This is a genomic window from Sphingobium sp. (assembly GCF_033795625.1).
Lineage (GTDB): Bacteria > Pseudomonadota > Alphaproteobacteria > Sphingomonadales > Sphingomonadaceae > Sphingobium.
On record NZ_JARYGI010000012.1, the window covers coordinates 29776 to 46220 of the forward strand.

At 63.3% G+C, this 16445-nt stretch carries 13 protein-coding genes; 8 read left to right on the forward strand and 5 right to left on the reverse strand.

Annotation, left to right across the window (positions count from 1 at the left end; translation table 11 throughout):
• Positions 1 to 18: 18 nt before the first annotated feature.
• Genes zwf through eda form a run of 4 tightly spaced genes read left to right on the forward strand, consistent with a single transcriptional unit; the run spans position 19 to position 4921 of the window.
• Positions 19 to 1485 (forward strand): glucose-6-phosphate dehydrogenase, encoded by a 1467-nt coding sequence (gene zwf, locus QHC67_RS08165; protein ID WP_319293080.1) that lies wholly within the window; start codon positions 19 to 21, stop codon positions 1483 to 1485.
• Entirely contained in the window at positions 1478 to 3307 is a 1830-nt protein-coding gene (edd, locus tag QHC67_RS08170) for a phosphogluconate dehydratase (RefSeq protein ID WP_319293082.1), read from the forward strand. Before zwf ends, edd begins: the two co-directional genes overlap by 8 nt.
• 5 nt (positions 3308 to 3312) lie before the next feature.
• A complete protein-coding gene (gene glk / locus QHC67_RS08175; RefSeq protein WP_319293084.1) occupies positions 3313 to 4302 on the forward strand; it encodes a glucokinase in 990 nt (329 codons plus the stop codon).
• 1 nt (position 4303) lies between these two features.
• Complete coding sequence (eda, locus tag QHC67_RS08180; RefSeq protein ID WP_319293086.1) at positions 4304 to 4921, forward strand: bifunctional 4-hydroxy-2-oxoglutarate aldolase/2-dehydro-3-deoxy-phosphogluconate aldolase; 618 nt, start codon at positions 4304 to 4306, stop codon at positions 4919 to 4921.
• Positions 4922 to 4935: 14 nt separating this feature from the next.
• Here the strand turns inward: eda and QHC67_RS08185 are convergent, their stop codons facing one another.
• The 4 genes from QHC67_RS08185 to QHC67_RS08200 all read right to left on the reverse strand — a co-directional run bounded on the left by QHC67_RS08185 (position 4936) and on the right by QHC67_RS08200 (position 11289).
• The gene (locus QHC67_RS08185; protein WP_319293088.1) at positions 4936 to 5343 is read right to left on the reverse strand and encodes a hypothetical protein; all 408 of its coding nucleotides are present in this window, start codon (positions 5341 to 5343) and stop codon (positions 4936 to 4938) included.
• 144 nt (positions 5344 to 5487) lie between these two features.
• On the reverse strand, positions 5488 to 6921 hold the full coding sequence (locus QHC67_RS08190) for an efflux transporter outer membrane subunit (protein WP_319293090.1): 1434 nt from the start codon (positions 6919 to 6921) through the stop codon (positions 5488 to 5490).
• Entirely contained in the window at positions 6918 to 10118 is a 3201-nt protein-coding gene (locus QHC67_RS08195; RefSeq protein ID WP_319293196.1) for an efflux RND transporter permease subunit, read from the reverse strand. Before QHC67_RS08195 ends, QHC67_RS08190 begins: the two co-directional genes overlap by 4 nt.
• Positions 10119 to 10125: 7 nt before the next feature.
• A complete protein-coding gene (locus QHC67_RS08200) occupies positions 10126 to 11289 on the reverse strand; it encodes an efflux RND transporter periplasmic adaptor subunit (RefSeq protein WP_319293092.1) in 1164 nt (387 codons plus the stop codon).
• Positions 11290 to 11566: 277 nt separating this feature from the next.
• Here QHC67_RS08200 and QHC67_RS08205 point away from each other — a divergent pair, with 277 nt between their 5' ends.
• The 4 genes from QHC67_RS08205 to QHC67_RS08220 all read left to right on the forward strand — a co-directional run bounded on the left by QHC67_RS08205 (position 11567) and on the right by QHC67_RS08220 (position 15755).
• Positions 11567 to 12388, forward strand: a complete 822-nt coding sequence (locus tag QHC67_RS08205; protein ID WP_319293094.1) for an aspartyl/asparaginyl beta-hydroxylase domain-containing protein — start codon at positions 11567 to 11569, stop codon at positions 12386 to 12388.
• 641 nt (positions 12389 to 13029) lie between these two features.
• A complete protein-coding gene (gene rplJ, locus QHC67_RS08210) occupies positions 13030 to 13545 on the forward strand; it encodes a 50S ribosomal protein L10 (RefSeq protein ID WP_319293198.1) in 516 nt (171 codons plus the stop codon).
• Between the two features lie 83 nt (positions 13546 to 13628).
• Positions 13629 to 14003: a 50S ribosomal protein L7/L12 gene (gene rplL / locus QHC67_RS08215; protein WP_319293096.1), complete on the forward strand. Its 375-nt coding sequence runs from the start codon at positions 13629 to 13631 to the stop codon at positions 14001 to 14003.
• 132 nt (positions 14004 to 14135) lie between these two features.
• Positions 14136 to 15755 (forward strand): NAD(P)/FAD-dependent oxidoreductase, encoded by a 1620-nt coding sequence (locus QHC67_RS08220; RefSeq protein WP_319293098.1) that lies wholly within the window; start codon positions 14136 to 14138, stop codon positions 15753 to 15755.
• On the opposite strand, the gene QHC67_RS08225 is transcribed toward QHC67_RS08220, so the two are convergent.
• A complete protein-coding gene (locus tag QHC67_RS08225; protein WP_319293100.1) occupies positions 15752 to 16429 on the reverse strand; it encodes a peptidylprolyl isomerase in 678 nt (225 codons plus the stop codon). The two genes, QHC67_RS08220 and QHC67_RS08225, sit on opposite strands and share 4 nt — an antisense overlap.
• Positions 16430 to 16445: the final 16 nt, after the last annotated feature.

Below are 16445 nucleotides of genomic sequence, written 5' to 3' on the forward strand. Positions count from 1 at the left end.
GCCAGCAATGGAGCTATTTTGACTGAGCCATCTGCCACACTCATCCTGTTCGGCGCGACCGGCGATCTTGCCCGCCGGATGCTGTTCCCCTCCCTCTATAACCTGCTGAGCGACGGCCTTCTGCCCGAAGACTTCCTGGTAGTGGCGTCCGGCCGCACCGCGCTGGACGATGCCGCGTTTCACGAGGATGTCGAAGCGGCTCTGCGGAAGTTCCTGCCTGCGGAGCGCTATGACGTTGATATCGCCAGGCGGCTATTCGACATCATCATCTATTGCCCCGTCGAAGCGGGGAATGCCGAGCAATTTGCCACTCTGGCCGAGCGTGTGAACGATCGGCTGGATCGTGGAATTTCGATCTATCTTTCAACGCCACCATCGCTATTTGCGCCGACCGCGCAGGGCCTTGCCGAAGCAGGACTGGTGGGTCCGAAGACGCGGATCGCCATGGAAAAGCCCATCGGCAAGGATCTGGCATCCTCGCGCGACGTGAACGACGCGATAGGCGCGCTGTTCGACGAGCAGTCCATCTTCCGCGTCGACCATTATCTGGGCAAGGAGACTGTTCAGAACCTGATGGCACTACGGTTCGGCAACATGCTTTTTGAACCGTTGTGGAACGCGACGGCCATTGATCATGTCCAGATCACCGTGGGAGAGACTGTGGGCCTCGAGGGCCGCGTCTCTTATTATGATGGCGTCGGAGCGCTGCGCGATATGGTGCAGAACCACATGCTGCAGATCCTGTCGATCATCGCGATGGAGCCCCCTGCCCGCCTCGATTCCACGGCAGTGCGCGACGAGAAGGTGAAGGTGCTACGCTCGCTCCGGCCGATGGATGCGGAGCTTGTGAAGCTTTGCAGCGTGCGCGGGCAATATACGCCGGGCGCCGTGGCAGGTCAGATCGTGACTGGCTATGCCGACGAACTTGGCAAGCCTTCGGACACGGAAACCTTCGTGGCTTTGAAGGCGCACATCGACAACTGGCGCTGGACGGGCGTTCCCTTTTACCTCCGTACCGGCAAGCGCATGCCCGCCCGCCAGTCGGAAATCATGATCCAGTTCAAGCCGGTATCGCACAGCATCTTCGGCAAGCTTGGGCATGGTTCCGGGCTGGAACCGAACACGCTGATCATCCGGTTGCAGCCGGAAGAAAACATCAGGCTGTTGATCATGGCCAAGGAACCGGGGCTGGATCGCGGCGGTGTGAAGCTGCAGGAAGTTGGTCTCGACGTTTCACTGGCGCACGCCTTTGAGGGACAGCGGCGGCGCATCGCCTATGAGCGGTTGCTGCTCGATTTGCTGGAGGGCGATCCGACGCTGTTCGTCCGGCGCGACGAAGTCGAAGCGCAATGGGTGTGGATCGACTCGATCATCGGTGGCTGGAAAGACGCAGGAATCAAGGCCGTTCCTTATGCTTCGGGGAACTGGGGACCATCTTCGGCCATTGCGTTGATCGAACGCGATGGAGCTAGCTGGCATGACTGATCTGCACCCCACGATCGCCGCCGTCACGGAACGCATCATCAAACGTAGCGCGCCGCGCCGACAGAAGTATCTCGAGCTGATCCTGCGCGGGCGGGATGCGGGCACGAACCGCGATCAGCTTTCGTGCGGCAATCTGGCGCACGGCTTTGCCGCTTCGGATGAGGACAAGCCTGTCATCCGATCGGGCGCAGCGGTGAACATCGGGATCGTCACCTCCTACAATGACATGCTGTCAGCGCACCAGCCCTACGGCCGCTATCCCGAAGCGATCAAGATCGCGGCGCGTGAAGTCGGCGCGACGGCACAGGTCGCAGGCGGCGTACCGGCCATGTGCGACGGTGTGACGCAGGGACAGGCGGGCATGGACCTGTCGCTGTTCAGCCGCGACACCATTGCGCTGGCGACCGCCGTGTCTCTGAGCCACGCGATGTTCGAGGGCGTGCTGCTGCTGGGCATTTGCGACAAGATCGTGCCGGGCCTGCTGATCGGTGCTTTGCGGTTCGGGCATCTGCCGACCATTCTGGTGCCGGGCGGCCCCATGCCATCGGGTCTCGCCAACAAGGAGAAGGTCCGCATCCGCCAGCTTTATGCCGAGGGCAAGGTTGGCAAGGCGGAACTACTGGAAGCGGAATCGGCGAGTTATCACGGCGCGGGCACCTGCACCTTCTATGGCACCGCGAACAGCAACCAGATGATGATGGAGATCATGGGGTTGCACATGCCCAATGCCGCCTTCGTCAACCCCGGCACCAAGCTGCGCGGCGAGTTGACGCGGGCCGCGACGCATCGCGTGGCGAGCATTGGCTGGGATGGTGACGATTACCGGCCTTTGGGCGAATGTGTGGACGAAAAAGCCATCGTAAACGCTATCATCGGACTGCTGGCTACGGGCGGATCGACCAATCACGCGATCCACTTGCCCGCCATCGCGCGGGCGGCGGGGATCAGCATCGACTGGACCGATTTCGCGGAATTGTCGGAGGTCATCCCTTTGCTGGCACGGGTGTATCCCAATGGCCCCGGCGACGTGAACAACTTCCAGGCGGCGGGCGGCATGGCGTGGATCATCACGCAGCTGCTGGACAACGGCCTGCTGCATCGTGACATCCGCACCGTCGCTCGAAAGGACCTGACTGACTATGGCAAGGAGCCAGCGCTGGAGAATGACGCGCTGGTTTGGCATGATGCACCGGCGGAATCGCGCGACCCAACGATGCTGCGCCCGGTTTCCGATCCGTTCAGCCCCGATGGCGGCATGCGGTTGTTGGCGGGCAATCTTGGCCGCTGCATCATCAAGACGAGCGCCGTCGATCCGGATCGCTGGACCATCGAAGCGCCCGCGCGCGTCTTCCACACACAGGACGATGTGCTCCGCGCCTTCAAGGCGGGCGAACTGGAGCGTGACGTGGTGGTTGTCGTGCGCTTCCAGGGTCCGAAGGCGAACGGCATGCCTGAGCTTCACAAGCTGACGCCCGCGCTGGGCGTTTTGCAGGATCGAGGCTTCAGGGTTGCTCTACTGACCGACGGGCGCATGTCCGGCGCGTCGGGCAAGGTGCCTGCCGCCATCCACCTGTCGCCCGAGGCACTGGGCGGCGGTCCTATCGGCAAGCTGCGCGATGGCGACATCGTCCGTGTCTGCGCGCAAACCGGCATAGTCGAAGCGTTGGTTGACGCGGCGGAATGGCAGGCGCGAGAAGCGCCCGTTCCACCGCCTCCGCCTTATGACACCGGACGCGAGCTGTTCGCCCTGTTCCGGGAGCATAGTGACCTTGCCGAGGCAGGTGCCTCGCCTATCCTTGCCGCCATGGAAGCGGAAATCTGAGCGCCATGACGGAGATCATTGCAGCCGACATCGGCGGGACCAACGCCCGCTTCGCCCGTGCGACACTTACACCCCGCGGCGTGCCGACGCTGGGCAAAGTGCGCAAATATAAGGTTGCGGATTATCCCAGCCTTCAGGCCTGCTGGGGTGCATTCGCGCAGGACGAGGTGGAACCGCTGCCCCGCGCCGCCTCGATTGCCTTCGCGACCGCAATCGGACGGGATGTCATCAAGCTCACCAACAGCAGCTGGGTCATTCGTCCCGATCGGCTGGACGAGGAGCTAGGGCTCGACCGACTGCGCCTCGTCAATGATTTCGAGGCTGTGGCGCATGCCGTCGCGAAGCTGCCTACCGACAATCTCGAACTGCTCTTCGGCCCCGACGTGCCCTTTCCCAATCGCGGGTCGGTGACGGTGCTCGGGCCGGGAACCGGACTTGGCGTCGCGCTGATTTCGTTCGACGATGGCCTGCCCCACGTCATCGCGACCGAAGGCGGCCATATCGATTTCGCGCCACTGGATGCGATGGAAAGCCGCATCGTCGATTATTTGCGCGACAAATTTCTGCGCGTCTCGACCGAGCGGATCGTGTCGGGCCCCGGCCTCAACAATCTCTACAAGGCGATGGCGACGATATCCCATGCTCGTGTAGAGTTGATGGAGGATTCCGAGCTTTGGCAGTCCGCGCTCGACGGCAGCAACCGTTTTGCGCGAGATGCCCTCGACCGTTTCTGCCTGAGCTACGGCTCGGTGGCTGGCGATCTGGCGCTGGCACATGGGCCGGGCTGCGTCGTCCTGGCCGGCGGACTGACGCAGCGGATGAAGGCAGTCTTGCTCGAAAGCGGCTTCCACGACCGGTTCAAGGCGAAAGGGCGCTTTCAGAGCCTGATGGCGCAGACCGCCGTGCGCCTTGCCGTGCATGACGAGATCGGACTTTATGGGGCGGCCGCCGCCTTCCTTCCAGCACAGGCCCGCCCGGCCGAGGAGAATAATTGAAATGGCATTGACCGTCGATCAGGTGATGGAACTCGCCCCCGTAATTCCGGTGCTCGTCATCGATCGCATCGAAGACGCCGCGCCGATTGCCGAAGCGCTGGTGAAGGGCGGTCTGCGCGCCCTGGAAGTGACGATGCGGACGCCCGTGGCTCTGGACGTGATGCGCGAGATGGCGAAGGTGCCGGGTGCTGTCGTCGGTGCAGGCACGGTGCTGAACCCGTCGCAACTCGATCAGGCGCTGGAGGCGGGCGCTCAGTTCATCGTCAGCCCCGGACTGACGGAGCCGCTTGGCAAGGCTGCGATTGCAAGCGGCGTCGCATTCCTGCCCGGCACCGCCACGGCTGCCGACATCATGCGGGGCATGGACATGGGCCTGTCCCGCTTCAAGTTCTTTCCGGCGGAAACCTCTGGCGGGCTGCCTGCATTGAAGGCGCTGGCCGCTCCGTTCCACACGGCGCACTTCTGTCCTACCGGAGGCATAAAGTTCGAGACCGCGGGCAATTGGCTGGCCGAACCGGCAGTGAAGTGCGTCGGAGGAAGCTGGCTGGTGCCTAAAGGTCCGGTGGATGCGCGCCGGATCGAGGAACTGGCGCGCGCGGCGGCATCCTTGAAAGGCTAGACGCCCCTCTAGCGTCAGCGCTCGTAGGGGTACTGCCCCCTTAAGCAGACCGGCATGTCGCGCTTGCGCAGTTCGTCGTCCACGCTGACGATCCGGGGCTCGACATTGTATCGCCCATAGCCATAGCCGTGGCGTGACGAATAGGCGTAGTGATCTTCATATCGGCAGACCTGCCGCGTGCTGCGATAGGCTGCGGGCCGGTAGATCGGGCTTGACGGTTGGAACACTGGTGGAGGCACCCTGCGCACCCGCGGCGTCGACGTTTGGGCAGCACGAATTTTGTATGTCGAGGGCGCCTGGCAGAAGCGCTCCCCGCGCTTGTTCTTGAAGCATTTCGCCTGCTCGCGCGGCTGGGACGCCTCGGCCGATACCGCGGAGGTGAGAAGCAGAGGCGCTGCGGCTAATGCCATCAAGATCTTCATGCGTATCAGTCCTTGGCCTTCAGATGAACGTCATCGGATTTCCTGAAAGTATAAAGCAGCGCGGGAGCCCGTCATGCTTAAAGGAAGGTTAACGCCCACAGCGCCCCAAGCTGTCCTGATACGGCACATCGAGCCGCACAATGATTAGTCGCGCGGGCTTGTGGATCGATCAGTGCCGTCCTGTGCCGCGAGAGCGTCGCCGCCGAGCGCCCGGTAAAGTGTCACCAGATTGCTAGCCCCGACAAGCTGCGTGGCGACATACCGACGCTGCGCCGCATAGAGCGAGCGCTGCGCATCCAGGCTGGTGAGAAACGGTTCGATCCCGCCGCGATACCGCGCCTCGGTGAGGTTGTAGGTATCGCGGGCAGCCTCCGTCGCTGCGCGATCGGCGCGCAACTGTTCGGCGATGGTGCCGCGGCGGGCCAGGCCATCGGAGACATCGCGGAAGGCAGCCTGGATCGCCCGTTCATAGGTGGCCAGTGCAGCCTCGCGTTGCGCGCGGCTCTGCGCTACGCCCGCTCGCAAGCCCCCTGCATTGAAGATCGAATAGCTGACATCCGCGCCGGCCGAGTAGTTGAACGCGCCGCCAGTGAACAGCGAGGACAAGGCGGTGCTTGCGAACCCCGCCAAACCCGTCAGGGAAATGCGCGGGAACAGTGCGGCACGGGCAGCGCCTATCTCCGCAGTGGCGGCGCGCAGTTCATATTCGGCCTGCACCACATCCGGCCTGCGCAAGAGAATGCCGGAGTCCAGTCCTGCGGGAAGCTCCCGAATGGTCTTCGCCACCTCTTCGATCGAGGCAGGAAGCAGTGCCGAGTCCACGGGCGCGCCGACCAGAAGTTGAAGAGCATTCATGTCCTGCGCCAGTGCCGTCCGCTGCTCGGCCAAATCGGATTGCGCGGTAGTCAAGATCTGCTCGGCCTGCCGGAGGTCGGTTCGTGGGGCGATGCCGCCTTCCAGGCGTAGGCGCGTCAGGCGGACACTGCGTTCGGCGCTGACGGCGGTATCCTGGGCAATGCGAAGCAGGCTCTGGTCGGCGGCATAGGTCAACCAGGCATCGGCGATGTCCCCGATCAGCGTGAGACGCGTGGCGCGCGCCGCGGCTTCGGTGGCGAAATAGCGCTGGAGCGCCGCGTCCGAAAGCGAACGGAGACGCCCGAACAAGTCCAGCTCGAACGCAGTCGTTCCGACGTCCGCCGTGTAGCGGCTGTTGGATGTGGAGAATGTGCCGTTGCCTCCATTTCCCCCATTGTCGGCGTAAGTGTAGCTGCCGCTCGCGCCGACCTGCGGGAAAATATCGGCGCGATTGATGCGGTACTGGGCGCGGGCCGAGGCGATATTGGCGGCGGCTATCCGCAAGTCGCGATTGTTCGCCAGCGCCTGCTCTACGATCTGCTGCAAGCGGGTATCGGCGAACACATCCCGGTATGACAGGATCGGAAGCGCCGCTTCTGCCTGCTTCAGATAGGCGTCGCCCACTGGCCATGACGGCGGCACGGGAGCCTCCGGCCGCACATATTTCGGGGCCATGGTGCAACCGGCGGTCGCGCTGGCGAGGATCAGGAGAAAGCGCTTCATGCGATCGCGCCCCTGCCATCCGGGCTGTCGCCCTGCCTGCGCCACTTCTTGAAGGCATCGCGGGCCGTGCGGCGAACGAGCACGAAGAACAGCGGAATATAGAAGATCGCGAGCACCGTCGCGGTCAGCATCCCGCCTATCACCGCCGTGCCGATGGCGATGCGGCTGTTCGCGCCCGCCCCTGTGGAAATGGCGAGGGGAAGCACGCCGAAGATGAAAGCGAGGCTGGTCATCAGGATCGGACGAAGGCGCAGCCGTGCCGCCTCCAGCGCGGCGTCGATCACGCGCTTGCCCTGTTTCTCCGCTCGTTCGGCAAATTCGATCACCAGAATGGCGTTCTTTGCAGCAAGGCCCATCGTCGTCAGCAGGCCGATCTGCAGATACACGTCATTTTCCAGCCCGCGCAGGGTCACGGCAAACACTGCCCCGACCAAGCCAAGTGGGACGACGAGCAGGACGGCAATGGGGATGGTCCAGCTTTCATACAGGGCAGCGAGACACAGGAAGACGACCAGCAGCGACAGGCCGTACAGCAGCGGCGCCTGTCCCGATGACAGCCTTTCCTGAAAGGAGAGGCCGGACCACGCGACGGTCGTACCGGGAATCTTGGACGCCAGTTCCGCCATCCGATCCATCGCCGCGCCGGAACTGGTGCCTTCTGCCGCCTGCCCCTGGAATTCGTAGGAAGGTATGCCCTGGAACCGGGATAATGTCGTCGGTGCCGTGGACCAGGATGTCCGGGCGAAGGAGGAGAACGGCGCCATTTGCCCATCGGAGGTGCGCACGAACCAGCGGTCCAGATCGGAAGGCGCATCCCGGTAAGGCGCGTCGCCTTGCACATAGACCCGCTTTACGCGTCCGCGATCCACGAAGTCATTGACGTAACGCCCGCCCCACGCCGTCGAAAGCGTGCTGTTGACGTCCGCCTGCGACAGGCCCAACGCCGCGAGCTTCGCCTGATCGATGTCCACTTTCAACGTTGCCACGTCGGGAAGCTCGGTAAGGCGAACCCCGGTGAGCAGAGGGTCCCTGCTTGCTTCGGCCAGGAGTTTCTCCCGCGCAGCGGCGAACGCTTCACGCGACATCCCGCTCGCGTTCTGGAACTGCATGTTGAAGCCATTGGACTGGCCAAGGCCGCGAATTGCCGGGGGGACGAGCGCGAACACGCGGGCGTCACGGATATTGGCGAACGCCGCAGAGGCGCGCTTCACGATTTCACCGGCTGTGTTCTCTTTGCCGGGACGGTCTGCCCAATCCGTGAAGTTGACGAAGCCCTGGCCTGTGTTCTGGCCACTCGCACCCCCGCCCCCGCCGCCCGCTACGGTAAACAGCGCTTTCACGTTGCTCCGTTCGTTTTCGAAGAAGTAGGTTTCAACCTGACGCTGCACCTGCGTTGTGCGGCCCTGGGTTGCTCCGGCCGGCAACTGGAACTGGATGATGGCCGCCCCTTGATCTTCGGTGGGAAGAAAGCTGGTCGGCAGGCGGACGAAAAGCAGGACCAGCAAAGCGACCACGATGGCGTATATGGCTAGGAACAGCCATTTGCGGTCGATCACGCGGGCTATGCTATGAACGTAGCGATCTGTACCTCGCTCGAAACCGCGATTGAACTTGTCGCGCGCCTGGCCGACGAACCCTGATGCGCGTGGGAAGCGGCGCGTGAACCAGCCGACCTTCTGGCGATCTTCTGCCGTATGCTGCTTCAACAAGGTGGCGGTAAGCGCGGGGCTCAGGATCAGCGCAACGAGTGCGGAAAGAACCATGGCCGAAACGATGGTAAGAGAGAACTGCTTGTAGATCACGCCGGTGGAGCCACCGAAGAACGCCATTGGCAGGAACACGGCCGAGAGCACGATGGCGATGGCGACCAAGGCGACCTGAATCTCGTCCATGGACTCGATGGTTGCTTCCTTGGGACTCATGCCCGGATTTTCTTTCATCACCCGCTCGACATTCTCCACCACGACGATGGCGTCGTCGACCAGCAGGCCGATGGCGAGCACCAGCCCGAACAGCGTCATCGTGTTGATGGAGAAGCCTGCCACGTAGAAGATGGCGAACGTGCCGAGCAGCACCACGGGCACGGCGAGGGTGGGAATGAGCGTCGCGCGCCAGCTTTGCAGGAACACGAACATGACGATCACGACCAGGATGATCGCCTCGACCAGGGTCTTGACGACTTCCTCGATGGACAGCTTGATGAAGGCGGTCGTGTCGTTGGCATAGGCTACCTTGTATCCATCAGGAAAGCTCCCGGACAACTTCTGGACCTGCGCCTTGACGAGCTCCGCCGTGCTCAGTGCGTCCGCACCCGGCGACACCGAAATCGACATACCCGCGCCGGGATGGGCATTCATGCGACTGACCGTCGCGTAGTTTTCCGCACCCAGCTCTATGCGCGCAACGTCCGACAGCCGCACCGCACCGCCGCTGGGATCGTTCTTCAGTATGATCGCGCGGAACTGATCGGGCGTCTGCAAACGTGACTGCGCGGTGACGGTCGCATTCAGCATCTGTGTCATTGGCTGAGGCTGACCCCCGATCTCGCCCGCGGCGACTTCCGTGTTCTGGTTCTGGATCGCAGTGAGGACATCGGCCGGGACCAGCGAAAAGCTCGCCAGCTTGTCCGGATCGAGCCATATCCGCATCGCATATTGCGCGCCGAAGACGTTGGTTTCGCCGACCCCCGGGACGCGGGCGAGGGTGTCCTGAAAATTCGACACCAGAAAATCGGAAACGTCCTGATTGGTGCTGCGGTTCGTCTCGTCATAGACCCCCACGATCAGCAGAAAATCGGGGTTCGACTTCGTTACGCGCAATCCCTGCTGTTGCACTTGCTGCGGCAGGCGGGACAGCGCCTGCTGCACCTGGTTCTGCACCTGCACCTGAGCGATGTCGGGGTCTGTGCCTTTGGTGAAGGTGCAGCTGATCGTCACCTGGCCACGCGAACTCGACGAGGAACTGAAATAGAGCAGGCCGTCGATGCCGGTCAGCTGCTGTTCGATGATCTGCGTGACGCTGTTCTGGATCGTCTCAGCGGATGCGCCGGGATAGGTCGCGCGGACATTGACCTGCGGCGGCGCCACGTCGGGATATTGCGCAATCGGCAGAGCGAAGATCGCGCCGGTGCCGAGCAACATGACGATGATGGCGATCACCCATGCAAAGATGGGCCGCTCGATGAAGATCCTCGACATCTGCCGGTCAGCCGCCCTTGCCCTGTTGTCCCGCAGGAGCGCCTTGCGGCGGCGGAGCGACACGCTGGGGGCTGCTGGCGGGCACAGGCCGGATGGGGGCGTTCGGCTTCACGTTGGCGAGGCCCTGGATGATGACTTTCTCTCCGGGCTTGAGGCCTTGAGTGACCACCCAGTTCGGGCCCTGCGTCCTCTCGGCCGTCACGGAGCGCTGAACCGCCTTGTTGCCTGGCCCTACCACAAAGACACTCGCCGCGCCCCTCGTCGTACGGCTGAGCGCGGGTTGCGGAACGAGTATGGCGTTGGTGTTGATCGACTGGGCAAAGCGTGCCCGCACGAACATGCCGGGCAGCAGCAGCCCCTGCGGATTGGCGAAGCGGGCGCGCAGGGTGACGGTGCCGGTACTGGCGTTCACCATGACTTCGGAAAACTGCACCGTGCCCGTCTGCGCATATTCGCTGCCGTCTTCAAGGATCAGCTTGACCGAAGCCGTGGACGGCACCGCCCCCTGCCCTGCCAGCGACCGTCGAAGGGCGAGCAGGTCGGCGCTCGATTGCTGAATGTCCACGAAGATGGGATCGAGCCGCTGGATAACCGTCAACGGATCGGCCTGATTGCTCGTGACGAGCGCCCCTTCGGTGAACAGCGATCGCCCGATCCGCCCGGAGATCGGAGCGGGAACGCTGGTGAAGCGCAAGTTGATACGGGCGGTCTCCAACTGGGCGCGGCCCTGCGCGACCGCCGCACTCGCCTGTCGCGCCTGTGCGGCGGCGTCGGTATAGTCCTGCTTGCTGACGGCCTCTGCCTCTGCCAGCGGGCGGTAGCGCTCCGCCCGAACCCGCGTCGCCTCCGCATTGGCCTGGGCACTGGCGAGGTTCGCCTGCGCTTCGTTGGCGGCAGCGCGATAGAGACGCGGGTCGATCTCGTATAGGGTCTGTCCGGCACGCACGAGAGAGCCTTCGGTGAAGAACCGCCGCCGGATGATCCCACTCACCTGCGGACGAACTTCGGACATCTGGAATGCCGCCACCCGGCCGGTGAGTTCGACGTTCAGCGGAACGTTGGCATGGCGGACTACGACGAAGCCGACTTGCGGAACCGGGGGCGTTCGCTTTTCCCTACCGTCTTCCCCGCCACTGCAAGCGGAGAGGACCAAGGCGGAGGCTGAAGCCATGAAGGCAAGTTGGCCGAATGTCGACCGGTCTGTTCGCTGGCGCAATGTCATTGTCTACTTGATGGAGAAAGGCGATCGTTGTCTGGATGAAGGCTTATGGCGCTTCAACCCCGGATTGGTGAGGTTACACTTTATTACATCTTCTGTTCCGCTCAACTTCAACAGAAATCAGCCGCCACAGAGATGCCTGCCACTTACTCGCCGTTATACAGTGGCGAAATCGGCCCGCAGCCGTTAACGGCGTCAACGTACATCAATCCCGCTACATGGATTCCGTGTGACTGACTCCCATCGTCTTCCCAACAAGAATGCGCCGCGTGCAGGTCTTGCCATTCCCGATGCAATGGATGCAACGCTTGCTCCAAGCTCGAAGCTGGTGCCGAAGAAGCCCCTCATCATGCGCTTCGGCAAGTGGATGCAGCCCAAGACGAACCGCTGGATCGCCAATTCTGCAAAGCTCGGCGACCCGCCGGTCTACGACACCGCCCAGTTCCCGTGGGTTAAGGAACTGGAGTCGCACTGGGATACGATCCGGACGGAGGCGGCCGCTGCCTTGCAGGATCTGGAGAAGGTGCCGCCGCTCGCCACCATTTCCCCCGATCACCGCCGCATCGCCCCCGCGGGCCGGTGGCGCTCGTTCTTCCTGATCGGCTATCGGTATCGCGACGACGCGAACTGCGCCAAATGTCCGAAGACCACGGAGATCATCGAGCGTATTCCCGGCCTCAATTCCGCCTTCTTCTCCGTGCTGGTGCCCGGCACGCACATTCCGCCGCACACCGGCGTGACCAAGGCGTTCCTGACCTGTCACTTGGGCATCCAGGTGCCGCGCGAGAAGGAGAAGTGCCGGATGCGCGTGGTCGATCAATGGGTACACTGGACCGAGGGCAAGGCGTTGATCTTCGACGATTGCTACGATCATGAAGTGCTGAACGAGACCGACGAGACGCGCATCGTCCTGCTGATTCAGTTCAAGCGGCCCGTCGGCATCGTCGGCAAGATCGTCGGCAACCTGTTCCTTGAAGGCGTGCGCCGTTCGCGCTTCGTGCAGGACGCGCGCAAGGGCATCGCGCAATGGTCCGCGGAGCGCGTCGGATAGCTGGCGCCATACGCCGCCGAGAAGCGCGTGTTGGGCCGGAAGGTGACAAAGGTGACACTACGTCACCCCCCACCTGGGGTCCTTTCGGTGTGCGGGGGTTGGCTGGACAGTTCGGGCAGCGGCTTAAGAGCGACGACCGTGCTCGGACTAAAGTTGCTGGCTTGGTGCATCATCATCTCCTCTCCACCACATAAGTTCAGGCCAGCCGAAGCCCCCTGAGGAATTGCACGCCGGACGGACTGCTGACAGGGCGGCACGCTAAAGGCTCGAACGGGGAGTGTAGCGCGGGCGAAGCGCTGTAGGACAGGGGGAATGTCGACTGGCGGTGGTTCCCGCATCCTCAAAAACCCCGTGACATCCCCCCCGGTTTCCGCTATCGGCCCGCCACCGCATCTTTCGGGATGCGTCCGTCCGAGACAGTTGGTGAGGGGAATTTGCCTCTCTTAATGTCCAGCCTAGACGGGGAAAAGTTCTTTGCCGGGTGCTTTGTGCACACCGGGTCTGCCCATGTTCCTTCAAACGAACGATACGGGCCGGCGACCTCTCCCCTTCGGACTAATGCCCCGTCTTTCGGCGTTCGCGTCGTCATGCGGGTTTTGCCGTCTTCCGGATAGTCCGGGAGATTTGAAGTGGAGAATGGCATGGATCGTAATCAAAAATCCGAGGTCGTCACCACGCTGCACGCTACTTTTGCCGAAATCGGCGTTGTCGTGGTCACACGCAACCTCGGTATGACCGTCGCTCAGTCGACGGACCTGCGGCAGAAAATGCGTGACGCCGGTGCGTCCTTCAAGGTTACGAAGAACCGCCTCGCCAGGATCGCGCTGAAGGACACGCAATACGAACAACTCAGCGATCTGCTGACTGGTCCGGTTGCGCTGGCCACCTCGGCCGATCCGGTCGCTGCTGCAAAGATAGCGATCGAATTCGCCAAGACCAACGACAAGCTTGAGATCGTTGGCGGTGCGATGGGCAGCATGCTGCTCGATGCGGAAGGTGTCAAAGCCCTCGCATCGATGCCGTCCCTGGACGAACTGCGCGCGAAGATTATCGGGCTTATCCAAGCTCCGGCAACCAAGCTCGCAACGGTCATCCAGACCCCGGCTTCGCAGTTGGCGCGCGTCTTCAACGCCTATGCGGAGAAGGATGCCGCGTAAGCGGATCTCCCCTCCGATCGTTCGAAAATACTCTAGTTTAAGGGGGCCTCAAGCCTCCGCCCAGAAAGGTAATGTGAAGTAACATGGCAGACATCAATGCACTGGTCGATCAGCTTTCGGCCCTGACCGTTCTCGAAGCCGCCGACCTGTCGAAGGCTCTGGAAGAAAAGTGGGGCGTTTCGGCTGCCGCTGCTGTTGCCGTTGCTGGCCCGGCTGCTGCCGCTGCTGGCCCGGCTGTTGAAGAGCAGACCGAATTCGACGTCGTTCTCGTCAACGATGGCGGCAAGAAGATCAACGTCATCAAGGAAGTCCGCGCCCTCACCGGTCTCGGCCTGACCGAAGCGAAGACGCTGGTTGAGTCGGCTCCCAAGGCGATCAAGGAAGGCGTGAGCAAGGACGAGGCCGAGAAGGTCAAGAAGCAGCTCGAAGAAGCCGGTGCGACCGTCGAACTGAAGTAATTCAGATCGCGTCGCGCGTCCTTCATGGACGTACGAACATGAGAGGGCGGTCCCGCGGGGCCGCCCTTTTCTTGTGCGCATCCTGCTGCACCGCCGCTGGCGCGGCGCAGGCATCCCCGCTAAAGCGACGCCATGTTGCGCGTCACCGAATTGAAGCTCCCGCTGGATCATCCGCCCGAGGCACTGCGCCAGGCCATATTGGCGCGGCTGGACATCGCGGCTGAGGACCTGCTGGACTACAGCATCGCGCGACGCGCCAATGACGCGCGACGCAAGTCGGCGATCCTGATGGTCTATTCGGTCGATGTGACGGTGGCGGATGAGGCTGCGGTGCTGGCCAAGTGCGCGAGCGACGGCCATGTGCGGCTGACGCCCGATACCACATACCGCTTCGTGACCGGCGCCTCGCCCCCGCCCGGCCGACCGCGCCCGGTCGTCATCGGCACCGGGCCTTGCGGGCTGTTCGCCGGGCTGATCCTGGCGCAGATGGGGTTCCGCCCGATCATCGTCGATCGTGGCAAGGTGGTGCGGGAACGGACCAAGGACACCTGGGGGCTATGGCGGCGCGGCGTGCTCGATCCGGAATCCAACGTGCAGTTCGGGGAAGGCGGCGCGGGCACATTCTCGGACGGCAAGCTGTACAGCCAGATCAAGGATCCGCGTTTCCTGGGCCGCAAGGTGCTGACCGAGTTCGTGAAGGCGGGCGCACCGCCGGAAATCCTGACCGAAGCGCATCCGCATATCGGCACCTTCCGCCTCGTGACGATGGTCGAGAGCATCCGCGCGACGATCGAAAGCCTGGGCGGCGAATATCGGTTCGGCAACCGGGTCGAGGACATCGATACGGACGTCCAGCCGGACGGTACGCGCCGGGTTCGGGGCCTTCAGCTTCACACCGGCGATTATCTGGAAGCCGACCATGTCGTGCTGGCGGTGGGGCATAGCGCGCGCGATACCTTCCACATGCTGCACGAGCGGGGCGTGTTCATCGAGCCCAAGCCGTTCTCCCTCGGCGTCCGAATCGAGCATCCGCAATCCTGGATCGACAAGGCGCGGTTCGGCGCCTGTGCAGGGCATCCCGATCTGGGCGCCGCGGCCTACAGCCTGTCGCATCACTGCGCGAATGGACGGACAGTCTACAGCTTCTGCATGTGTCCGGGCGGGCGCGTGGTGGCGGCCACGTCGGAAGTCGGGCGCGTGGCGACGAACGGGATGAGCCAATATTCGCGGCAGGAGTTCAACGCCAACTCCGGGCTGGTCGTGGGCATCGATCCGGCGCGGGACTATCCGCAAGGGCCGCTGGCGGGGATTGCGCTGCAGCAGCACTGGGAGTCGCTCGCTTTCGTCGCGGGCGGGTCCAGCTATGCCGCGCCGGGACAGAAGCTTGGCGACTTCCTTGCGGGCCGCCCTTCAACGACGCTTGGCGAGGTGGTGCCCTCCTACAAGCCGGGCGTGACGTTGACCGATCTTGCGCAATGCCTCCCCGACTTCGTGATCGAGGCGATGCGGGAAGCGTTGCCGGTGTTCGGTCGGCAAATCCCCGGCTACGCGCATCCCGACGCGATGATGACGGGCGTGGAGACTCGCACCTCCTCGCCCATTCGCATCACGCGGGGCAAGGATCTCCAGAGCCTCAATACGGCCGGCCTCTACCCCGCAGGCGAAGGCGCAGGCTATGCGGGCGGCATTCTCTCGGCGGCAGTGGACGGGATCAAGGTCGCCGAAGCCGTGGCGCTCAGCATGACGGCCTAGCGCGGCTTCTTGCTCAAGGGTATTTCGATCAGCCAGGGCTTTGGCCCGCCGGTGGGCCTGGGGCGGCCATCCAGTCGTTCGGCGCGGATGATCGTTATGGGCTTCAGGATCATCTGTCCGCGCATCGGGCCTTCGCCGCCGCCCGTCGGCTCGGCCAGTATCTTGCGCACGACGTCCATGCCGGACGCGACGTGGCCGAACGCGGCATAGCCGGGATATTCGCCGCGCGCATCCATGCTGGCGATGGGGCCGATGGTAATGAAGAAGTTGCCCATCGCCGTGCCCGGCTCGCCCCCGCGCGCCATGGAGACTGTCCCGTCCAGATGACGGATGCCGGTGACGCTGGTCGGTTCGTGGGCGACCGGCGGCAGGCTGCGCCGCGCATTGGTTCGAATGCCAGCCTGGATGAGCCCGCGGCCCGGCAGGGCCTTGCGCCGCGCTGCGCGGTAGAAGGTCGTGCCGTCGAACCGTCCGTCATCCACATAGGCCATGAAGTTAGCCGTAGTACGCGGCGCTCTCCGCGAATCCAGCGCCAACACGATGGGGCCGCTCGATGTCACCAGCCTGACGCGGACAATGCCGGGAGCGGTCCTTTCGCGGGCTGAAACATGGGGAGCGAAAAGCACGAGAAATGCGAAGAGGAGATGCGGTACAGCCTTGAAACTCAAAGACATATCTCTCAGTCTGAGG